Origin of the sequence: Hyalangium versicolor, assembly GCF_020103695.1 — a bacterium.
Classification (GTDB): Bacteria; Myxococcota; Myxococcia; order Myxococcales; family Myxococcaceae; genus Hyalangium; species Hyalangium versicolor.
In genome coordinates, this window is sequence record NZ_JAHXBF010000020.1 from 47071 (window position 1) to 67195 (window position 20125).

19 protein-coding genes are annotated in these 20125 nt (G+C 67.0%); 6 read left to right on the top strand and 13 right to left on the bottom strand.

Annotated elements, in window-relative coordinates; genetic code table 11:
• Nucleotide 1: 1 nt before the first annotated feature.
• The 8 genes from KY501_RS35490 to KY501_RS35525 all read right to left on the bottom strand — a co-directional run bounded on the left by KY501_RS35490 (nucleotide 2) and on the right by KY501_RS35525 (nucleotide 9287).
• Nucleotides 2-691, bottom strand: a complete 690-nt coding sequence (locus tag KY501_RS35490; RefSeq protein WP_224368215.1) for a hypothetical protein — start codon at nucleotides 689-691, stop codon at nucleotides 2-4.
• Nucleotides 692-777: 86 nt separating this feature from the next.
• The gene (locus KY501_RS35495; protein WP_224368217.1) at nucleotides 778-2055 is read right to left on the bottom strand and encodes a metal-dependent hydrolase family protein; all 1278 of its coding nucleotides are present in this window, start codon (nucleotides 2053-2055) and stop codon (nucleotides 778-780) included.
• A 159-nt stretch (nucleotides 2056-2214) separates the two neighbouring features.
• Nucleotides 2215-2475 (bottom strand): hypothetical protein, encoded by a 261-nt coding sequence (locus KY501_RS35500; RefSeq protein WP_224368219.1) that lies wholly within the window; start codon nucleotides 2473-2475, stop codon nucleotides 2215-2217.
• A gap of 32 nt (nucleotides 2476-2507) precedes the next feature.
• Nucleotides 2508-3905: a hypothetical protein gene (locus KY501_RS35505; RefSeq protein WP_224368220.1), complete on the bottom strand. Its 1398-nt coding sequence runs from the start codon at nucleotides 3903-3905 to the stop codon at nucleotides 2508-2510.
• A 6-nt stretch (nucleotides 3906-3911) separates the two neighbouring features.
• Nucleotides 3912-4709 (bottom strand): hypothetical protein, encoded by a 798-nt coding sequence (locus tag KY501_RS35510; protein ID WP_224368221.1) that lies wholly within the window; start codon nucleotides 4707-4709, stop codon nucleotides 3912-3914.
• 88 nt (nucleotides 4710-4797) lie between these two features.
• Nucleotides 4798-5736, bottom strand: a complete 939-nt coding sequence (locus tag KY501_RS35515) for a Hint domain-containing protein (RefSeq protein WP_224368222.1) — start codon at nucleotides 5734-5736, stop codon at nucleotides 4798-4800.
• A gap of 296 nt (nucleotides 5737-6032) precedes the next feature.
• Nucleotides 6033-7733 carry a S8 family serine peptidase gene (locus tag KY501_RS35520; protein ID WP_224368223.1) on the bottom strand — a complete coding sequence of 567 codons (1701 nt, stop codon included), beginning with the start codon at nucleotides 7731-7733 and terminating at the stop codon, nucleotides 6033-6035.
• A gap of 183 nt (nucleotides 7734-7916) precedes the next feature.
• Nucleotides 7917-9287 carry an MATE family efflux transporter gene (locus KY501_RS35525; RefSeq protein WP_224368224.1) on the bottom strand — a complete coding sequence of 457 codons (1371 nt, stop codon included), beginning with the start codon at nucleotides 9285-9287 and terminating at the stop codon, nucleotides 7917-7919.
• A gap of 302 nt (nucleotides 9288-9589) precedes the next feature.
• Between KY501_RS35525 and KY501_RS35530 the strand changes: the two genes are divergently transcribed.
• Nucleotides 9590-10954, top strand: a complete 1365-nt coding sequence (locus KY501_RS35530) for a DUF4032 domain-containing protein (protein WP_224368225.1) — start codon at nucleotides 9590-9592, stop codon at nucleotides 10952-10954.
• A 9-nt stretch (nucleotides 10955-10963) separates the two neighbouring features.
• Nucleotides 10964-11266: a hypothetical protein gene (locus KY501_RS35535; RefSeq protein WP_224368226.1), complete on the top strand. Its 303-nt coding sequence runs from the start codon at nucleotides 10964-10966 to the stop codon at nucleotides 11264-11266.
• A 3-nt stretch (nucleotides 11267-11269) separates the two neighbouring features.
• Here the strand turns inward: KY501_RS35535 and KY501_RS35540 are convergent, their stop codons facing one another.
• Nucleotides 11270-11641: a DUF423 domain-containing protein gene (locus KY501_RS35540; protein WP_224368468.1), complete on the bottom strand. Its 372-nt coding sequence runs from the start codon at nucleotides 11639-11641 to the stop codon at nucleotides 11270-11272.
• 102 nt (nucleotides 11642-11743) lie between these two features.
• Here KY501_RS35540 and KY501_RS35545 point away from each other — a divergent pair, with 102 nt between their 5' ends.
• The gene (locus tag KY501_RS35545) at nucleotides 11744-12388 is read left to right on the top strand and encodes an SET domain-containing protein (protein ID WP_224368228.1); all 645 of its coding nucleotides are present in this window, start codon (nucleotides 11744-11746) and stop codon (nucleotides 12386-12388) included.
• A 30-nt stretch (nucleotides 12389-12418) separates the two neighbouring features.
• On the opposite strand, the gene KY501_RS35550 is transcribed toward KY501_RS35545, so the two are convergent.
• The 4 genes from KY501_RS35550 to KY501_RS35565 are packed head-to-tail and all read right to left on the bottom strand — an operon-like array spanning nucleotide 12419 to nucleotide 17146.
• The gene (locus KY501_RS35550) at nucleotides 12419-13630 is read right to left on the bottom strand and encodes an ABC transporter permease (RefSeq protein WP_224368230.1); all 1212 of its coding nucleotides are present in this window, start codon (nucleotides 13628-13630) and stop codon (nucleotides 12419-12421) included.
• Between the two features lie 6 nt (nucleotides 13631-13636).
• Nucleotides 13637-15163, bottom strand: a complete 1527-nt coding sequence (locus KY501_RS35555) for an efflux RND transporter periplasmic adaptor subunit (RefSeq protein WP_224368232.1) — start codon at nucleotides 15161-15163, stop codon at nucleotides 13637-13639.
• Between the two features lie 46 nt (nucleotides 15164-15209).
• Nucleotides 15210-15947, bottom strand: a complete 738-nt coding sequence (locus KY501_RS35560; protein WP_224368234.1) for an ABC transporter ATP-binding protein — start codon at nucleotides 15945-15947, stop codon at nucleotides 15210-15212.
• Nucleotides 15944-17146 carry a TolC family protein gene (locus KY501_RS35565; protein ID WP_224368469.1) on the bottom strand — a complete coding sequence of 401 codons (1203 nt, stop codon included), beginning with the start codon at nucleotides 17144-17146 and terminating at the stop codon, nucleotides 15944-15946. The genes KY501_RS35560 and KY501_RS35565 overlap by 4 nt, the downstream gene beginning before the upstream one ends.
• Nucleotides 17147-17353: 207 nt before the next feature.
• Between KY501_RS35565 and KY501_RS35570 the strand changes: the two genes are divergently transcribed.
• The 3 genes from KY501_RS35570 (at nucleotide 17354) to KY501_RS35580 (ending at nucleotide 20098) form a co-directional block, all read left to right on the top strand.
• Nucleotides 17354-18277 (top strand): acyl-CoA dehydrogenase family protein, encoded by a 924-nt coding sequence (locus KY501_RS35570; protein ID WP_224368236.1) that lies wholly within the window; start codon nucleotides 17354-17356, stop codon nucleotides 18275-18277.
• A 310-nt stretch (nucleotides 18278-18587) separates the two neighbouring features.
• A complete protein-coding gene (locus KY501_RS35575; RefSeq protein ID WP_224368238.1) occupies nucleotides 18588-19145 on the top strand; it encodes an RNA polymerase sigma factor in 558 nt (185 codons plus the stop codon).
• Entirely contained in the window at nucleotides 19145-20098 is a 954-nt protein-coding gene (locus KY501_RS35580) for a tetratricopeptide repeat protein (protein ID WP_224368240.1), read from the top strand. The genes KY501_RS35575 and KY501_RS35580 overlap by 1 nt, the downstream gene beginning before the upstream one ends.
• The last annotated feature ends 27 nt before the right edge of the window (nucleotides 20099-20125 follow it).

Consider the following 20125-nt stretch of genomic DNA (forward strand, 5'->3'; position numbering starts at 1 on the left):
CTCAGAGCACCTTCTCGATGGCGCTCTGCAGCTCCTCCTTGGACTGCCAGCCCAGCACGGACAGCGTGGTGACCAGCCGCAGGGATTGCTCTTCCAGGTGTACCTGCGTGGCTGGGCCCACGGACAGGTTCAGCTTGCGGACCTTGGTGCGCAGGGCCTCCAGCCCCATCAGCTCGCGTGCCAGTCCTTCCAGAACCTCCAGGGCTCGGGTGCCCAGCGAATCGATGGCGGACAGGGCCTCGGGGCTTTGCAACGGGTCCCAGTCCACCTCCAACTCCAGCGGAGTGCCCAGGCTCGCGGCGAGCGAGGCCTGGCGCGCGGCCAGCTTGCGCTTCAGCTCGAGCCGTGTCGGAGGCGGGGGGCCTCCCTTCGGCAGCTGCGCCAGGGAGGGCAGATCGTGCACGGTGATGGCCTCGATGACTTCGGGCTGGACGAAGATGGCATCGGGCTCGGGCCGTTGGCCATTGTGGCTCAGAGCGTGGAGCACCACGGCCTTGCCGCCCCGGCGATCCTCTCGCTGCTCCAGGAGGAAGCCCTGCACCTCCCGGCCGCTGCGCAGGTGCAGGGTCACCCGAGGCAGCCGCACGGGCTCGCCCTTGGCGCGCAGGGTCTGCTGCTCGGCCAGCCGCGTGAGCAGCTCTTCGAGGGTGTGGGCTTCGAGCTCCTTGAGTGCCTTCTCCAGAGGGTCCACGACAATCTCCCGGGGAGTCACAGGTTGAACTCGGGTCTGCGGTGGCGGACGCTAGCGCGAGGTCTGGCCAGTGGCTACCGGGGGACTCAAGGCTCGCGGCGATACACCTTGCCGCCCTTCATCACCAGGCGCACCTGACGCAGGGTGGAGATGTCGCGCGTAGGATCGCCGCGCACGGCGACCAGGTCGGCCAGCAACCCCTCCTTCACCTGCCCGAGCTGCTCCTCCATGTGCAGCATGCGCGCGTTGACGGAGGTAGCGGCCCGGAGGGCCTGGGCGGGCGCCAGACCGTACTCCACCATGAGCTCCAGTTCGCGCGCGTTGTCCCCGTGGGTGAAGACGCCCACGTCGCTGCCGTTGCAGAGGGGGACTCCGGCGGAGAGTGCGGCGCGGAAGGACTCGCGCTTCTTGCGGATGAGTTCGGGCTCGGGGCCGGATCCCTTCTTCCAACCGGAGTAGCGCAGGAGGGCATCCCGCGCGGAGAGGGTGGGGCAGAGCAGGACGCCGCGCTGGGCCATGAGCTTGAGCACCTCGGGCGTCGCATCGTCACCGTGCTCGATGGTCTCCACGCCGGCCATGACCGCGCGCCGGATGGCCTCGGAGGTCGAGGCATGCACCACCACTGGGCGGCCACTGCTGCGAGCCGTCTCCACGATGAGCCGCAGTTCCTCCTCGGAGTAGGTGGGTCGCGTCTCGCCGCGAGGTCCCCAGCGGTAGTCGGCATAGACCTTGATCCAGTCCGCGCCCCTGCCGATCTGCCCGCGCACGGCCTTGATGAGCGCGTCCACGCCATCGGCTTCCTCAGCACCCTGGGGCACGTCCCACTCGGCGGCGAAGCCCTTGGGTCCATAGCTGCCGGTGGCGACGAGGGCGCGCGTCGTGACGCGCATGCGAGGCCCGGGGATGATGCCCTGATCGATGGCCTGCTTGAGGCCCACGTCGGCGTCTCCGGCGCCCTCGGTGCCGAGATCGCGCACGGTGGTGAAGCCGGCCATGAGCGTGGCCCGTGCGTGGTTGGTGGCCCGAGCCACGCGGACCGTGAGGGACTCCTTGAGGACCTGATCGTTCCAGCTCGCCTCGTCATAGGGGTGGAGGAGCAGGTGCGAGTGGCCTTCGATGAGGCCGGGCAGGAGCGTGGTGTCCGGCAGGTCGATGACCTCCGCGCCTTGAGGAGCCGTCACCTTGGCGGCGGGCCCCACGGCGGCGATGCGCTCCCCCTGAACGAGCACCACCCAGCCCTCATGTGGCTGAGCGGTGACTCCGTCGAACACCCGAGCGGGACGCAGCAGTGTGGCCGGCTGGGCGAGCGTCGCGGAGGACAGGAGACACAGCAGGAGGGCGAGAGGAGAAGGCAGGGAGCGCATGGGCGCGGGGAGAATACGCCCCAGGCTCGACGCCGCACACGGGAGAGCGAGGCGCGCTGCGACAAAGCTCCGCCTCGCCTCCCCAAGGGACTTCTTTCAAGTGGGCTGCCGCCTTCAGCGCCCCAGGGCTGACACCGGGCCCGGTGGGGCGCAGGGCGCTCAACACTTGGTCAAGTAGAGACCCGACTTCACATCGTCGCAGCTCGCCTTCTCGATGCAGTCGGCCTCATGCTCGAGTTCGCTGGCATCCTCGTCGGAGCATTCCTGCGGCGCCTCGTCGCTGTCCCCCAGCGCGATGCCGCACTCGGAGTACCGCTTGTCGATTCTTTCCGTTGCCGCATCGCAGGTGTTGGAACAACCACTTCCGAGGAGGGCCACCGCGCCGAGCAGACTACCCACAAGCCACTTCTTCAGCCGCATGGAGAAATCCTCTTGAAGATGGGGCGCCTGGTTCAAGGCTCGGCGTACTCGCGCGACCGATACCCCAACCCTATCGCCTCGATCTGCCCGTGCTTGAGCGGGTCCTGATAGACGCAGCGGTTGTCGGGCAGGTCCGTGCAATCGCTCGGCACCAGCTCTTCGCGGAGCTCCGAGATCAACTCGTTCGTCATGGTGCACGACTGGAAGTCTGGTGAGTACCGGGCCTGGATGAACCGCGAGAGCGCCAGGGGGGCCATCCAGGAGGTCGTCGTGTTGGTGATGGGGTAGATGTCGACTCCATATCCGTCGATCTGGAGCCACGGGGTTGTGTTGTACGGGAAGGGCCGCCGTGGCATGACTCCGCTGTTCAGGTAGATGTCCACGTTCTGCCTGCCAGGCCAGCCTTCCAGCGAGGCGTGGGAGCCATGTCCCCCGGCATCCAGCCCCGAGTCCAGAGAGGTGAAGTAGCCCACGAGGAGTCGGTTGGGGTACGCCGCCGAGGGAAAGTCGAAGGGATTGTCCTGCGGGTTGGACCCCTCGATGGCCGCGTTGGCCGTGAAGACCCCGGGCGTCGTGAAGAAGGCCTCCATGATGGGCGCATAGGTATTGAGCTTGGCCCGCAGGACGTCATCGCCGGGTGAGGGCGTACCGCAGTAGGTCGACCACTCGCGCCTCGTCGCCTCGAGCGTCTGCCCCGAGCTCAGGTTCACGAAGCGGATGTTCATCTGCTGGAAGATCCCGCGGAGATCCTGGGCGACCTGCTCGGCCTTCGTGCGCAGGAGCGCCAGGGACTCGGTCGAGCCCGAGCTGTCGCAGAACTCCGCCAGCGCGAACTGATGGAACGTCAGCGTGTCCATCAGAACGATGGGCTGATGTGGATTGGCCTCGATCAGCAGCGAGAAGACGAAGCTGCCGTGCCCGACATTCCCCTGGGCATAGCCGGCGTAGACCCGCGACAGGGGCTCGCTCAGGGCTCGCAGCTTCTCCGCGGGAATGAAGTCCGGCGAGGCGAAGTGCTGCAACTCGTTGAACAGGACCGTGGGCGCGTGCCAGGAAGCCTGCGCGGCCCCAATCCGACCGTTCGAGCCCAGCCGATAATACCCCTTGATGCGATTGCGATAGCGAATCACGCGGGGAGGCAGAGAGGGGAACTCATCCACGATGAGGATGGCCTCTCCCGTGTCGTGTGCCATGTGGAACTGCTCTTGCGGCACGAGCGGAAAGTCTCCCCAGTCGCAGCCCGCTCCGTCCGGGTGATTCACGAAGCAGGTGTCGGCCAGCACGTGCTCCTTGGCCTGGGCAATCAATTCCTCGAGCAGGGGATCCGTTCGATTGTCCGGAGGAGTGGGGGGCAGCGTCGAGCCTCCCCCACAAGCGGCGGCAAGGTATGACAGACACAGCGCTGGCAGGAGCAAACGAGAAGAGGACATGGGCAATCAATGATCAAGGATGGCCGCGGTCATCTGTGCGGCGCGTTCACGGCCATACTGGCTCTTGAGCCGCAGGAAGAGGACCTCATCATAGACGTTCTTCACGCCCGTTGGCAGGGTGGCCGAATACCCGAGCGTCTGCATGGCCTGAGGATTGCTACCTGTGAACGCCTCCAGCCCCTTCACGTCGACATAGGCTCGCACCAGATCGCGCAGATCCGCGGTCCGTCCCTTGTCCAGGTTTCCGCTGCCGTCATCCGAGCGCGCCAGATCCTGGGCAATGGCGGAAGTCGAGCGCTCCAGGTATCGATCCTGGCCCCGGCGGGCTGCTTCCTTCATGACGTCGATGGAGAGAACTCGCGCCTCGGCCTGGAAGTCTCCGAAAGCTTCGCGGGCAAACGCCGAGTCGCTCAGGGTCTTTGAAGCAATGTCCGCGCCATGGGCCGAGTCGAGGATCTCCCCGATGAGGCGCTCGCGCGTGACGTTCTGGTTGTACAGCCCCTGCACAGCCATCATCTCGCGATAGCGGTTCAGGTGCGCGCTCACCTCTTCCCCGGGAAAGCCACCGACCTGAGAGGGTATTGCAACGGGGGGCAGGTTGGCCATGCGCTCGCGGGTGAGGGACTCGGCCTTCGCCTCGATTTGGGAGAGCGTCTGCACCGGGAGCGCTGTTGGCAGCGGGGCCTTGGAAGGAGGCTCCTGCTCACTCGGGGTAGAGACCCATACAACCAGGATGAGGCTCACGGCGAAGACCGCGGCGGCTGCCAGGAGCAGCGCCCAACGCCCCAGCTTTCTCTCAGACATGCTTCGTCTCTCCATGGAGCGCCACCAGCGAGCGCGGCAGGAGACGCCGCGCTCGCCAGGGCAGAGTGATGCAGGGTGAAGCGCTGGACTAGCGCCGGACGGCGATGGAACCGACTTCCTTGTTCAGCTGGTTCTGCCAGGCCAGGTCGCCCACCAGCACACCCTCGGCGGCGATGAAGTGGCCCGACTTGTCCTGGGAATCCACCTCGAAGTTGAAGACCTCGCGCTTGGTGCGCTCGAAGGAGATGTTCTCCACCTTGATGGTGGACCCATCCAGGCCCACGAACTCGGCGCCAGCCGCGAGCGTCTTCGCCTCGACGACGCGCCCGTCACTCAGCAGCATGCCATGGTTCTGGGTGACCTTGAGCTGACGGCCGTTGCTCAGGCTGAACACGAAGAGCGCCGGCAGCTCCTTGCCGTGCGTCATGGCCTTGATGGACTTGGTCTGCATGCCCGGGCGGCTCAGCGTCGTCTTCTCGTCGAGCGAGACGAGCTTGGACTCCGCCGTGACGTTCTTGGCGGCAATCCACTTGTTGAGGCCCGCGGCCGGTCCCTGGACGAGGATGAGCGTGTCGCCCTCGAAGCAGCCGCACTTGCACACGGCCCCGATGGCGTTGTGCCGGTCAACGACCGGGTAGTAGCCGTTGGCAATACCCCAGTCATACGCAGCCGCGGTGATGAGCTGCTGGGACAGGGCGTAGTTCAGCTCCTCGGTGCACTGCGCCTGGCTGACGCCGCCCGCACAGCGCGACTGGTCGATGCCCGCCAGCGACTGGTACGTCGCCAGGGTCATGCCCGGGCCCGTGTCGGAGCTACCGCCGCCACCACCGCCGCCGCCACCGCCGCCGCCACCGCCGCAATTCATCGCGGGGCCGCCATTGGCGTTGGCCTCGCATTCAATCGGGATGAGCCCGTCCGTCTGCGATTCGAGAGAATCCTCCTTGCCGGAATTCTGGTCAGGGTTGCAGCCGACTGCGACGAGGCTGAGGCCCAAACCCAAGGCAACAATAATGCCACTGCTCTTCATGAGGGACTCCATCAAGCGGCGTGAGGTGGAGATCGATCAGGGGGATAGAACGGGGAGCACCTGTCCTTGGAGAGCGTCGCCCGACTCGCCAGCGATAGGTGCTGTGCGGAGGTGCGTCGCTCCCAGTCCTGTTGAGGTGTTCCTGTTTGGCCCCCTTCTCGATGAGAGCCCGACGCTCTCCATTTCATTTTGCCTAAGGAATGGCTGGGATCACAAGATAAATCGAATGTGTCCTTGAATTCCCATTCCCAGGGTTGTGCCCCTTTGTGTGTAGGAAAAGGGGCCCGCTGCAACGGTTAGCGGAGGATGTCGAGCGTGACGTCGTCGAGGAAGAAACTCGTCTGGTAGGCTTTGTCCTCGTTGGCGTTGAAGTAGATGCGCACGTTCTGGCCTTTGTAGGCGGCGAGGTCCAGCGTCCGCTCGACGTAGTCCGTAGACTTGTCCAGGTTGCTGTAGGTGGCCAGGGTGGCCTTGACGGCATCCGAGCCGTCGCGCACCTGCACGGCCAGGGTGTCGAACGCGCTGTTCTGGTACTCGTCAGTGGTAATTTTCGTCCAGAACTTCAACTTTGCGCTGCAGGCTGTCGTGGGGATGGAGACGTCCTGGTAGGCATAGTCGTTGCGGACGCGGCCGTAGCCGTTCAGCCAGGCCTTGAAGGAGCCGGAGTGCGGCGCGCTGCCCTCCGTGGTGTTGCCAATGACGTCTGGAGAGGTGATCCAGTTGGCGTAGCCGCCCTCGAAGCTCGGGTTGAGCAGGAGTTGCTCCGCGACGCTGCAGTTGCCAATGAAGCGGCTGTAGAGCAGGACGTTGGGCGAGCCATTGCCCGGATTGCCCACCACCCCCGGCGTGCCATTGGTGACCAGGGCGTCACGCACCTGCTGAGGCGATGCGCCAGGATTGGCGGCCAGATAGAGCGCGGCGGCGCCCGCCACGTGAGGGCTGGCCATGGAGGTGCCGCTCATGACGGCGGTGCTCGAGTTGTTTGCGATGCCCGCCGAGGTGATGTCCTCCCCGGGCGCGAAGATGTCCAGGCACGTTCCAAAGTTGGACCAGGACGGCCGCTGGTCCGAACTCGCCGTGGCGCCTACGGTGATGGCCGCGGGAGCACGGGCAGGAGACTTGACGCAGGCATCGGTGCTGTCATTGCCAGCGGCCACCGCGAATACGACACCGGAGTTGATGGCGCTGGCCACCGCGTCATCGACGGCCTGGGACGCGCCGCCGCCGAGGCTCATGTTGGCCACGGCCGGGTTGGCGTGGTTGTTGCGTACCCATTCCACACCCGCGATCACGCCCGCGTTGGAGCCGAAGCCGAAGCAGTCCAGCACGCGAACCGGGTGGAGGGTCACCTTCTTGGCAACACCATAGGTGGTGCCTCCCACCGTGCCTGAGACGTGCGTGCCGTGACCGTGACAGTCCGCGGCGCTTCCCCCCGGGGTGATGGCGTCAAAGCCGTTGCCGACGCGCCCGGTGAACTCGTTATGGCTTGCAAGGATGCCAGTGTCGATGACGTAGGCGTGAACACCGTTCCCGTCACCGTTGTAGGTGTAGCTCCCATCCAACGGGAGGTTGCGTTGATCGATGCGATCCAAGCCCCAGGTTGCGTTGGGCTGGCTGGCGATCGCTTCGACCACGCCATCCTCTTCGATATAGGCAACGCGCGGATCGTTGAGGAGCTCCCGCGCACGGGCTTCAGGCATCCTTGCCGCGAAGCCCTTGAGGACGGATTGGTAGACGTAGAGGACTTCGCCCTGTTGGGAGGGGACCATCTCCTGGGCGACGGCGGCCGCACCCAATTGACGCACCGCGGGTTGGTCTTCCTTCAGCACGACGATGAAGCGGTTGGGCACGGCATGGGAGCTGCGCAGCAGTTGAGCAGCTTTCTCGAACGATGGCTTCGCCTCGCGAGCATGTTCGTCCTGGCCTTCCATATTCGTGCCACACGCACTGACTACGAGGAAGGAGGCTGTGCACGCAGCCTTCGTCGTCCGCTTCATAGGGCCTCTCGCTGTTGGGGGAGCGCCTGTCTGTGTTCAGGCGCGCGAAAGGTAGCCCGCGGCAATCTTTGCCGTCAATGCGATTATTCCGGTTTTTGGAAGGATCGTGGACTTTGGGGACTTAATCCCTATTGAATGGTTTTGCCGCTATTGGAACTGTTCTGGTGTCTCGAATTGAGAGACTCAGCCGCCGGAGGCCACCACCACGGGCTGCTCCACGGGACTGACGAGCGACTGCTTCTCCCAGGCCCGGCTCCTCCACCGCTGCCAGAAGACAATGCCTCGCGTCCACTCATCCGCGGCAATGGCCAGCCACACGCCGGCCAGTCCCATGTTCAGGTGGAACACCAGCAGGTAGCCCAGCGGCAAGCTCATGCAGACCATCGAGCCGAAGCCCATGTACACCGTGAACGGGGCATCTCCCGTCGCGCGCAGCGAGTTCACCAGCACGAGGTTGAAGGAGCGCCCCGTCTCCAGGATCAAACTCAGCATGATGATCTGCGAGGTGAGCTGGATGATGTCCACGTTGTCCGTGAACAGACCCACCAACTGCTTGCGGAACAGGATGGCCGTCACATCCACCACCACCGTCACGGCCAAGCTCCACTTCAAGCTCTCGAGGACCCGGCTGTACGCCTCATCCACGCGACGAGCCCCCACCAGCCGCCCGACGATGATCGCAGTGCCCATGCCCACGGCCACGCTGAACAGGAAGACGTACTGCGAGATGGCGAACCCATACTGCCGGGAGGCCAGCGCCACGGGGCCCAGGAACGTGATGTAGTACAGGAATACGAGCTGGCAGGCCTGGTAGGTGAACTGCTCGAGCGCGGCGGGCACGCCCACCTTGAGGATCTTCCGGACGTACTCCTTCGAGAACGTCACGTAGTCCCGAAGCGCCATCCGCACCTCCATCACCTGGTACAGCATCCAGATGAAGACGACGAGCGCCACGGACCGGCTCACCACCGTGGAGATCGCCGCGCCGGCCACGCCCAGCTTCGGAGCCCCCAGCAGGCCGAAGATGAGGAACGCATTGCCCAGCACGTGGAGCGCGTTCATCCCCATTGAGATGAACATGGACTGCTTGGTGAAGCCGTAGGTGCGCAGCAGGGTGGCGAAGATGTTGATCAGCGCCTGCAGGAAGAGGAACGCGCCCACGATGCCCATGTACGTGCGCGCGTACTCCAGCACCTGGCCTTCCAGGTTCATCCGCCCCAGGATCACCTTGCCGAACAGCAGCAGGCCCGCGCTGACCGCGAGCCCCACCAGGAAGTTCAGCGTGATGGAGAGGGCCGCGATCCGGGAGGACTCCTCGGTTCTGCGCGCACCCAGGTACTGCGCCACCACGATGGAGGCCCCATTGCTGATGACCTCCATGATGAGGATGCAGATGTACATGTACTGGTTGACGACGCCTACAGCGGCGACGGCGTCGTCCGACACACCGCTGAGCATCAGCGTGTCCGCTGTGCCCATCAGCATGAAGAGGAGGAACTCCAAGAACATCGGCCAGGTCAGCCGGAAGAGCCGCAGTTCAGGTTGAGCGTGCATGGAGAGAGGATTCAGGGCGACGCGCGAAGGCCGCGCATCGGCACATGCGAAACGAGACAATATGCGCGCCCGTGCCTGTCATCGCAACCGAAGCTCACGAGGCGCTCGCCTGCATATCCGCCTGCTCCTTGCGAGCGTCACCCGTCACGCGACCGTTACCGCGAAGCACGTCTGTTCCCTGCGAGCACGGGCCATTGTTTGAGGTTCAAAGAGGCAGCAGCCGGGGGGCTGTGGGGTAAGGGGCGAATGAGGCGCAGGAGGCATATGCTTGGGGGTGCAACCTGCGCTCGTGACGAGACGACATGCCACCCATTGGACTCACCGCCATCCAGATCCGCCAGGGCCACCCAGACTTCCTCGATCTGCCGTGGAACCTGCCGCTCGCCGAGTGGGAGGGGAAGTGCAAGCGGCTGGTGCAGGTGCCTCGCGGTCTGTCGCGCCACGAAGTGCTCTTCGTCAGCTACGGCAAGGTCATCTACGCCCTCAAGGAATTGCCGCCGCGCGTGGCCAAGCGCGAGTACGACGTGCTGCGCGGTCTGGAGGATCGCGAGCTGCCCGCGGTGGTCGCCGTGGGGCTGGTCCGGGCCCGTACGGGCGTTGAAGGCGCGGACGTGGAGGGGGAGGAGAGTGGCATCCTCATCACCCGGTTCCTCGAGGGTTCACTGCCCTACCGCACCCTCTTCATGAACCAGGGCCTGGAGCGCTACCGCGAGCGGTTGCTGGATGCCATGGCGAGCCTGCTCGTGCGCCTGCACCTGGCCGGCTTCTACTGGGGAGATTGTTCCCTCTCCAACACCCTGTTCCGCCGGGATGCGGGAGAGCTGCAGGCCTACGCGGTGGACGCGGAGACGTCCGAGCTGCACGAGAAGCTCTCGGACGGCAAGCGCCTGCACGATCTCGACATCATGGAGGAGAACGTCGCGGGCGGACTGGCGGACCTGGCGGCGATGGTGGCGCTGCCGCCGTCATTGGATGTCTTCGAGACGGGCCCCAACATCCGCAAGCGCTACGAGCGGCTCTGGGAGGAGATCAACAAGGAGCTCCCCATCGCGCCGCAGGAGAGCTACCGCATCCACGAGCGGATTCGCGCCCTGAACGATCTGGGCTTCTCGGTGGGCGAGGTGGATCTGGTGGCCAGTGGCGAGGGCGATCACCTGCGCATGAGGACGATCGTCACGGATCGCAGCTACCACCGGCATCAGCTCCACAGCCTCACGGGGCTGGAGGCCGAGGATCGGCAGGCCACGCTGCTGCTCAACGAGATCCAGGAGCTCAAGGCCACGCTCACGAAAGAGCTCAACCGCAGCATCCCCTTGAGCACCGCGGCGTTCCGCTGGCTGGAGGATCGCTTCAACCCCACCGCCCAGAAGCTCCAGCCGGTCAGGGATGGCACGGACATGTCCGAGCTCTACTGCCAGGTGCTGGAGCACAAGTGGTTCCTGTCCGAACGGGCGAAGAAGGACGTGGGCCTCCAGCCCGCCATTGACGACTATCTGGAGCTGCGCAAGCGCCAGAAGGATCCCTCCATCGCCGTGCTGCTGATAGGGGGGCCTTCCTCACCCACGCTTCCTCGGCCGGTTCCCCCGATAAGCGCAGCCGATGGGAAGCAAGAGCCAGCGCCCGCTCCCGAGCCCCGCCCCGTCGACAGCCCCTCGGGAGGCCGTTAGTTTGACGGCATGTCCCGCACCTCAATTGATACCCCGCTGGCCGTCGAAGTGGCCATCCGTCAGGAGAAGGCCGGGGCGCTGCGCCGTGTCGGAGACACGCTGGAGAAGATGCTGGTCGAGCTGAAGACGCTCGAGTCCGAGCTGCGCACGCTCAACGGCCCTCCTCGGACGAAGCGGCTCACGCTCTACCAGCAGATCCGCGCGGACGCGGAGTATCAGCGCTGGTGCCTGGTGGTGCAGCGCGAGGCCATGGGCCTGTTCGACCACTCAGAAGTGGATCTGATGTATCCGGTCCCGCCGCAGTTGAAGTGAGCCTCAGCTGCCCGAGCGCCAGACGGCCGCGGCCAGCAGGGCCCATCCTGTCAGGAAGCCCACTCCCCCAATCGGGGTGATGGCTCCCAGCACCCGAACCCCTGAGAGCGCCAGGGCGTAGAGGCTGCCGGAGAAGAGGACGATCCCGGCCAGCATGGCCCAGCCCGAGGCGGAGAGCAGGACAGAGGGCCGGGACTGGGCCACGAGCCCGATCGCGATGAGCCCCAGCGAGTGGTACATATGGTAGCGGGCGCCCGTTTCGAAGATGGTGAGGAGATCGGCGGGGAGCCGGGCCTTCAGCGCATGGGCGCCAAAGGCCCCCGCCGCCACCGAGGCGAACGCGCTCACCGCACCCAACACAATCCATAGCCGCATCGTCGAGCGCCTTTCCATCGAGGGTCCGAGTGCGGCAAGGTACACCGGCTTGGGCGAGGCGTCTCGTCCCAGGTGTTCCTCCATGATTGTCTCCTGCTCGCGATGACCGACTCCACCTCGAAGAAGCCGACTGCCTCCTCCTCCAGCACCGAGAACTCCCAGCCATTCGAGCTGCGGGAGTCTCCCATCCAGGGGAGGGGCGCCTTCGCTACGCGCCGTATCCGCAAGGGCTCGCGCATCATCGAGTACACCGGCGAGCACATCACCCAGGACGAGGCGGACGAGCGCTACGACGACGAGGCCATGGGCCGTCACCACACCTTCCTCTTCACGCTGGACGACAACACGGTGATCGACGCCGCGGTGGACGGCAACGATGCCCGCTTCATCAACCACAGTTGCGATCCCAACTGCCAGGCGCTCATCGAGGGCAAGAAGATCTTCATCTACGCGCTGAAGGACATCGCCCTGGGTGAGGAGCTCGTCTACGACTACGCCTACGAGCGCGCCGAGGGCATGGATGAGGAGTCCGAAGCGCTCTACCTCTGCCGCTGCGGTGCCAAGGACTGCCGGGGGACGATCCTCGCGCCGCCCAAGCCTCCGGCCCGGGCTCGGAAGGCGAAGACGGCCAAGAAGACGAAGCAGGTGAAGAAGGCGAAGCAGACGAAGAAGGCCCCCTCCGCGAAGAAGGGGACCCGGACCCAGCGCAAGACGCGGGGAGGCGCCGGGAGCCGCAAGCGGGCATAGCCCCCGCGGAGCGCGGGTGGCCCCTCGCGGCTACTCGTAGCGGAGCGACTCGATGGGCGTGAGGCTCGCCGCGCGCCGGGCGGGCCAGATGCCGAAGAACACGCCCACGCCTCCAGAGAAGGCGAAGGCGAGCACGATCGACTCGGGCGATACGGCGGTGTTCCACCCCGCCAACTGCTGCAGGGCATACGAGCCGCCCACGCCCAGGATCAGCCCGAGCGCTCCTCCCACCAGACAGAGCACCAGCGACTCGATGAGGAACTGGTACATGATGTCCTGGGGTCGGGCGCCCAGGGCCTTGCGCAGGCCGATCTCTCGGGTGCGCTCCGTCACGGACACCAGCATGATGTTCATGATGCCGATGCCGCCCACTATCAGGGAGATGGCCGCGATGCCCGCGAGCAGCATGGTGAATGTCTGCGTCGTCTCCTGCATGGTGGTGAGCAGCGAGGCCTGATCGCGGATGTTGAAGTCCGCCTCCTGGCCGGCACGCAGCCGGTGCTCGCGCCGGAGGATCTGGTTGATCTCGACCATGGCGTCATCCATCTTGTCCTCGCTCACGGCCTGCACGCCGATGGAGCGCACCCGATCGCTCCCCATGATGCGGAACTGCGCGGTGGCCAGCGGGACGTAGATGCTCTCGTCCGGGTTGGAGAAGCCCTGGGCGCCCTTCTCCGTGAGCACGCCGATGACTTCGAAGGGCACGCCGCCGATGCGGATGCTCTGCCCCACGAGCGAATCGGCCGACACCCCGCCAAGCTGCTGGCCCACCAGCGCGCCCAGCACGGCGATGCGCCTGCGGCCGCGATCCTCGGTGTCCGTGAAGAGCCGCCCGGCGGCCGTCGAGTAGTTGTTGATGCTGAAGTAGGCGGGCCACGTGCCCACGATGGACAGGTTGGCGTTGCTCGCGCCGTGCTCGACCTGGGTCCGGCTCTCCATCTCGGGGGCGACGGCGAGGATGTCCTGGGGATTGGCGCGCAGCGCCTCCGCGTCGTCCACCGAGAGCAGCGCCTGCCCTCGGCCCACGCCGCCCATGAAGGACTGCCCGGGGCGCACGGTGAGCACGTTGGCGCCCAGCGTCTGCAGCCGCGCGGCCACGTTGCGCTGAGCGCCCTCACCCAGGGCCACCATGGCAATCACGGCGGCGATGCCGATGACGACGCCCAGCATGGTGAGCAGGGACCGCAGCTTGTTGGCGATGATCGCGTCCAGCGCGACCCAGAGGATCTCGGCGATCAGCATGGCGCGTTACCTCCCGCCGCCGCGACCGCCACCACCGCCACCGCCGCCACCGGCTCCGGGGATGACTCCGCCAGCGCGCTGCCGCATCCGATCCAGGCTCTGCTGCTGCTGCTGCTGGAGCTGGGCGACGGAGACCAGGTACACCTGCTCGCCCTCCTGGAGGCCGCTGAGCACCTCTGTGTTGTCCCAGTCGCTCAGGCCGAGCATGACGCGCCGGGGCTGGGGGGCTCCGTTCTCCTGCACGAAGATGACGCCCGGCCGCCGGTCCGCGTTGCCTCCGCCCTGGCCTTGGCCACCCCCGCGGCGGGAGCGGAAGCCCCCTTCGCCCGCGGGCCGGCATGCGCGGAGCTTCTCGCGATCCTCATCGGATAGCGCGGCGAAGCCCCCATCGCCCCGGACTTTCTCGAACATCGCCTTGCACTCCGGGGAGGGCTCCGCGGCCGGAGCCTCCGAAGGAGTGGCACCGCCCGAGCCGGCAGGAGCACCTTCGCCCGAGGAAGCGCCCGCACCGGGAGGACCACCTGCGCCCATGCCAGCCCCCGCGGGCCGAATCTGCGCGCGCACGGTGGCCTCATCCAGTCCCAGGGCTGCCGCCGCGCTGGCGGCCTCGCGCATGGCCACCACCGCCGAGTTGGGGATGGCGACGACGCCGTTCCGGCTGGAGATCTCGATGGACACCTCCGCGTTCATCCCGGGCCGGAGCAGCCCATCCTGGTTCTTCAGGTGGATGAGCACGGGGAAGAGGGTCACGTTCTGCTCGATGACGGCCTGCGGCTCGATCTTGATGACTTCACCGGTGAACGTCCGGTTGGGATAGGCCTCCAGCGACACGTGGGCCTCCATGCCCGGCTGGATCTTCCCGATGTCCGTCTCGTCGATCTTCGCGCGGACCTGCATCTCCGACAGGTCCGCCATCTTGAACAGCGTGGTGCCGCCGGACACGTTGGAGGTGGCGGACGCGATGATCTGTCCGGGCTCGATGGTGCGCTCCAGGATGGTGCCAATGACGGGAGCGCGGATCGTCACGTCCTGGCGGCGGATCTTCGCCAGTTGCAGGTTCGTGTCGGCGCGCACCAGGGCCGCGCGGGCCGTCGCCGACGCATCGATCGAGCTCTCCAGCTCCTCCTGCGTGACGACACCGGAGGCGCGCAGCTCCTCCATGCGCTTGCGCTGGGCCTCGACGGTCTGCAGGCGCACGCGAGCGGACTCGAGGTCCGCCTCGGCCTGGGACAGGGCATTCTGGACGTCTCGGGGATCGATCTCCGTCATCAGATCGCCCTGGGCGACGCGCGTTCCCGTCTCGACGAGCACGCGCAGTACCTCGCCGGAGGCCTTGGACTTCACCTCCACCACGCGGATGGGCTCCAGCAGGCCGGAGGCATCCGCCGAGATGGCCAGGTCCATGCGCTTGGCCGTGGTGGTGGGCAACTGCTTGTCAGTCGTCTTCGCGCTGGCGCGGTTGCGCAGGAAGACGACCCCGGCACCGATCAGGGCCAGCACAGCAACGACGATGATCACCTTTTTCAAGTTCACGAGCGCCTCTCCCTCCGCGCCAACTCGCCATGTGGAACCGGCCGGATCATGACTGCCTCCGATCGTCCCGTTCGATCACGCCATCCTTGAGGAAGAGGATCCTCCGGGCGTGCTCGGCGATGTCCTGTTCGTGTGTCACGAGCATCAGGGTTTGTCCCTGGGAATGGAGCTCGCCAAAGAGTGCCATGATCTCCTCGCCTGTCTTGCTGTCGAGCGCACCCGTGGGCTCGTCCGCCAGCAGGAGGGCCGGGCGTGTCACCAGGGCGCGGGCGATGGCCACGCGCTGGCGCTGTCCGCCCGAGAGCTCATTGGGCCGGTGGTCCTTGCGAGACCCCAGGCCCACCTTGTCCAGGAGCACGGCGGCCCGTTCGCGGCGCTCGCGCTTCTTCACGCCCGCGTAGACCAGGGGCATCGCCACGTTGTCCAGGGCGGAGGCGCGGGGCAACAGGTTGAAGCTCTGGAAGACGAAGCCGATCTCCCGGTTGCGGATGCGCGCCAGTTGCTCCTCGCTCAAGCCCGCCACCGGCTGTCCGTTGAGCCAGTACTGCCCGGCGCTCGGGATGTCGAGGCAGCCGATCAGGTTCATGAAGGTGGACTTGCCGGAGCCGGATGGGCCCATGACGGCCACGTACTCGTTGCGGCGGATCTCCAGGTTCACGCCGCGCAGGGCGTGGACCGTCTCGGAGCCCAGCTTGTACGTCTTCGTCAGGCTCTCGACGCGGATGACGACGTCGGCGAACGAGCGTTCTCCCGAGGAGGCTCCGGGCGCTGCCGCGGCGCTCACAGCTCCCTCCCGAGGATGGATTGGAGCTCCGCGCGCGAGAGCAGGTAGTCGAAGCGCAGGCTCACGAGGCTGTTCTGGGCCTCCACGAGGGCGGCCTGGGAGGTGAGCAGCTCCAGGATGGTGGTGGCGCCCAGGCGGTAGCGCTCCTGCTGGACGCGGAGATCCTCCTGGGCCACGGCCACGGCCTGCCGGTTCAGCTCGAGCCGGTCTTCGATGAGCTGGAGCTGGCTCAGCACTCGCTCGGCCTCGGAGCGTACGGAGCGCCGGGTGTCGGTGAGCTGGGCCTGGGCGACCTCCGCCTGGGTCCGTGCGCGCACCATGCTCTCGTCGCGCTGGAAGCCATCGAAGATGTTGTAGGACAGGCCCAGGCGGATGGACCAACTGTTGCGGCTGCCGGTGATCTCGAAGTCCTCGTTGGACCAGTCGTAGCCGCCGGACAGGCGGATGGAGGGATAGTACTGGGAGCGCGCCGTGCCGATGCCCGCCTCGGCTGCGAGCACGGAGGCCTCGGCGGCCTTCACCGTGGGGGCCTGGGCCACGAGCTGGTTCACCACCTCCTCGCGCGACGCCTTGATGGGCGAGGGCTCGAGGGGACCCGAGGGGGCTGGATCCACGGGCCCCTCCACGCCGACGAGCCGGCCCAGGCTCAGGGCGGCGGTGAGGCGCTGGTTCTCCTGCTGGAGCAGGGACTCGCGCGCGGTGTTGAGCTCGAGCTGGGCCCGGAGCAGGTCCGAGCGCGTCGCCGAGCCCACGGAGAGCCGCTTCTCGGCGAAGCCCACACCCTCCTGGGCGCGCTCGATGCGGGCCTTGGCCACGGCCATGAGCTCCTCGGCGCGCAGTCCATCGAAGAAGGAGCGCTCGACGGACTGCTCGACGGAGAAACGCTGGGCGACGAGCTGGGCCTGCGCGGACTGGGTATCGGCCTGGGTGCGCTGCCGCTCGGAGCGGCGGCGGAAGCCGGTGAACACGTCCCACGACGCGGAGAGGCCCGAGCTGTACGAGTCGTTGAAGCCACTGGAGTCGGGACGGTTGATGGTCGTCGAGTAGCCGCCGCCCGTGCTGGCGCTGGCGGAGAGGCTCGGCAGGTAGGCCCCGTAGGCGCTGCGCTCCGCGGCGGCTGTCGTCCGGATGGCGCCTTGCGCCTGGATGAGCTGGGGACTGGTCTTGGCGGCTCGGGAGAGCGCCTCTTCGAGCGTCATGCTCACCCAGGGAGTTTCCTGCTGGGCCTCACCGTCACGCGGAGTGAGTGCCATCGCCAGCAGCGTGGCGAGCAGGGCAGGGAGGTGAGCGCGCGGCCTTTTCCTGGAGGAGGTGGGCATCTTCGGATGAACGTGCAGTTCCAGACGGAGAACCCCTAGACGATGCACAGGTTAAATTTCCCAATTATTTCCGCCTAGAGTGCACACGTGGACGAAATCCTCCAGCACCTTCTTACGACTCCTCCCCAGCCGGGTGCGCTCACGCTCGAGGACTGGTGGCGCGAGCACCTGGGGCTCTCGTCGCGCTTCGCGGTGCCGGTGGACGTAGCGCTGGCGGGCGGGTTCCGGGCGGATCGGCTCGGGTTCGCGTTCGCCTCGGGGTACCACGCGGCCTTGCGCAGTCTCTTCCCGCGAATGCCCGCGAACCACCGCGCCGCGCTCTGTGCCACCGAGGCGGGCGGAGGCCACCCGAGCGCCATGCAGACCCGGCTCTCCGGCGGTGGCGAGGGCCCGCTGCGCTTGTCGGGGACGAAGGCCTTCGTCACCCTGGGCACGGCCGCCGAGACACTCTTCGTGGTGGCGAGTGAAGGGCAGGACGAGCAGGGCCGGAACCGGCTGCGGATGGTGATGATCGACGCGCGGCGTCAAGGCGTGCACCTCCACGCGCTGCCGCCCACGCCCTTCGTCCCGGAGGTTCCCCACGCCGAGCTGGAGCTGCGTGACGTGGCTGTGACTTCGGATGAGGTGCTGCCGGGGGATGGCTACACGCGCTACCTCAAGCCGTTCCGGACGGTGGAGGACTGCCACGTCCACGCGGCGTTCCTGGGCTGGTTGCTCCAGGTGGGGCGTCGCTCGGGTTGGCCGGAGCGCATCCTGGACGAGACGCTCGCGCTGGTGGTGACGGTGCGGGGCCTGGCGCAGGCAGAGCCCTCCTCTCCCGCGGTGCATCTGGCGCTCGGAGGCGCGCTGGATCTCTGCCACCGGCTGGTGAGTGGGCTGGAGGAGTGGTGGCCTCGGGTGGACGCTTCCACGCGTGAGCTGTGGGAGCGGGACAAGGTGCTGCTCGGAGTGGCCGGCAAGGTCCGGGCGAAGCGGCGCGAGGTGGCTCGTGAGCGGCTCGCGGGCGGCTGAGCTCCCAGCATCATGAGCCCTGGGGCATTCCCCTGGCTCGCGCGCTGCGTACCAGGATAGACCCACGGTGTCCTGGCAGATGGGCCCCTGTCGCCCGTTCCTCGGAGCGCTCGGCTTGTTCTGGCTGCGCGAACAGAGCGCCAGTGTGCGGATTACGACGACATCGGCATCAGAGGAGCTCGTGACGCGAGGGCTGCCTCGGGGCGAGGCGCTGGCGGTGGTGGGGGTCTCCTTTCCGAGGGATTGAGCGGTTTCTGCACGAGGGCTGAAAGGTTTCTGGCCGAAGTGGGCTGAGCAGGCGTTGACGAGCGTGGCCAAGACCGCGGCGCAGGCCGAGCAGGCAGAGGTGCTGGGGGTGGCGGAGGTGTTCCGCCGCCATGGGGGAGATGTTGCGCGCTGGGCCTCGCGGCTGGGCGGGCCTGGGGTCGAGTTGGAGGACGTGGTGCAGGAGGTCTTCCTCAAGGTCCACCAGCTTCTGCCGGGCTGGAGCCCCGAGCGTGCGCAGGTCACCACCTGGCTGTACCGCATCACCGAGAACGTCGTGCGGCACCGGCGCCGCAAGGAGCGGATGCGCCGCTGGCTCGGCGGTTCGGCCGTGGACGTAGGACGGGACGTGCCCAGCCCGGCGCGGACCGCCGAGGAGCAATTGGTCGGCCACCAGACGCAGGCGCGCTTCTATCGTGCGCTCGAAGGGATGAACGAGCGCTACCGCGCCGCGTTGATCCTGTTCGAGCTCGAGGGCCTCTCGGGCGAGGAGATCGCCGCGCTGATGGATGCGAAGACGGCCACGGTCTGGGTATGGCTGCACCGCGCGCGGGCCGACTTCCTCAAGAGGCTCCAGCGCATCATGGAAGAGGAGGGCGGGTGATGTCCGACGCTCCGTTCCAGCGCTGGAGTGAACAGCCTCCTTCCTCGGATCCGGTGGAGGCCGAGGCTGCGCGGCTCGCCCGGACGATGCCTCCCGCCGAGGCGCTCTCGCCGGAAGTCTCCGCTCGCGTCCTGTCGAAGATGGGCACGCTGCCGCCTCCTCTGCCTCTTGGGGGAGGACTGCTCAAGGTCCTGTCGTGGCTCGGAGTCGCCAGTGTGCTGGTGGCGGGTTCGGTGCTCTCCCTCCACCTGAAGGGACCGATGGAACCGCCGCCCTCGGCACGCGTGGAGCCCGACTCCAGCCCGGCCCTGGTGGCAGAATCCACGCCTCCCGCGCTCGAGGCTCCTCCCGTGCCAGCTTCACCGCCTCCTGCGCCACCGGCGAGTCCCGAGGTGGCGCCCGAGCCGGCCCCTGCGCCAGCGCCCGGGCCGCGAGAGCCGCGTCCGGCGAATGCGCTCCTGGAGGAGGCGAAGCTGCTCGGCAGGGCAGTGGAGCAACTCCGGCGCGAACAGGATCCGAAGGCCGCCCTCGAGACGCTGCGGCGCTACTTCAAGCGCTACCCCCGAGGAGAGCTCAGCGGAGAGGCGGAAGTCACCCGAGTTGAGGCACTGCTCCGGGATGGACGAAAGGCAGAGGCGCTGCGCCAGTTGGAGCGGCTCTACGGTTCGGGCTTCGAGGGACTCCCGCGTCCGGCCGAGCTTGCGCTCCAGCGTGCCGAACTCCTGGCGGATGCGCGGCGGCACGCGGAGGCCATGCAGGCCTTCTCCGAGGTGCTCTCCGGACACCCGGCGCCAGCGCTCGAGGAGCGTGCGTTGTTCGGCCGCGCTGTGTGCCGTGCACGGGGAGGGGACGAGGCGGGGATGCGCGCGGATCTCGAGGCGTATCTCCAGCGCTTCCCGGACGGACGGTTCGCCCAGGAGGCGCGTGAGCGTCTTTCTGCGGGGGGCCCGTAAGGTTTCAAGGCCATCCGTCCTGAGCGG

Coding starts and splice junctions, on each gene's coding strand:
- KY501_RS35495 (WP_224368217.1), bottom strand. CDS start 2,055: ATGCGCTCCCTGCCTTCTCCTCTCGCCCTCCTGCTGTGTCTCCTGTCC.
- KY501_RS35500 (WP_224368219.1), bottom strand. CDS start 2,475: ATGCGGCTGAAGAAGTGGCTTGTGGGTAGTCTGCTCGGCGCGGTGGCC.
- KY501_RS35505 (WP_224368220.1), bottom strand. CDS start 3,905: ATGTCCTCTTCTCGTTTGCTCCTGCCAGCGCTGTGTCTGTCATACCTT.
- KY501_RS35510 (WP_224368221.1), bottom strand. CDS start 4,709: ATGTCTGAGAGAAAGCTGGGGCGTTGGGCGCTGCTCCTGGCAGCCGCC.
- KY501_RS35515 (WP_224368222.1), bottom strand. CDS start 5,736: ATGAAGAGCAGTGGCATTATTGTTGCCTTGGGTTTGGGCCTCAGCCTC.
- KY501_RS35520 (WP_224368223.1), bottom strand. CDS start 7,733: ATGAAGCGGACGACGAAGGCTGCGTGCACAGCCTCCTTCCTCGTAGTC.
- KY501_RS35525 (WP_224368224.1), bottom strand. CDS start 9,287: ATGCACGCTCAACCTGAACTGCGGCTCTTCCGGCTGACCTGGCCGATG.
- KY501_RS35530 (WP_224368225.1), top strand. CDS start 9,590: ATGCCACCCATTGGACTCACCGCCATCCAGATCCGCCAGGGCCACCCA.
- KY501_RS35535 (WP_224368226.1), top strand. CDS start 10,964: ATGTCCCGCACCTCAATTGATACCCCGCTGGCCGTCGAAGTGGCCATC.
- KY501_RS35540 (WP_224368468.1), bottom strand. CDS start 11,641: ATGCGGCTATGGATTGTGTTGGGTGCGGTGAGCGCGTTCGCCTCGGTG.
- KY501_RS35545 (WP_224368228.1), top strand. CDS start 11,744: ATGACCGACTCCACCTCGAAGAAGCCGACTGCCTCCTCCTCCAGCACC.
- KY501_RS35550 (WP_224368230.1), bottom strand. CDS start 13,630: ATGCTGATCGCCGAGATCCTCTGGGTCGCGCTGGACGCGATCATCGCC.
- KY501_RS35565 (WP_224368469.1), bottom strand. CDS start 17,146: ATGACGCTCGAAGAGGCGCTCTCCCGAGCCGCCAAGACCAGTCCCCAG.
- KY501_RS35580 (WP_224368240.1), top strand. CDS start 19,145: ATGTCCGACGCTCCGTTCCAGCGCTGGAGTGAACAGCCTCCTTCCTCG.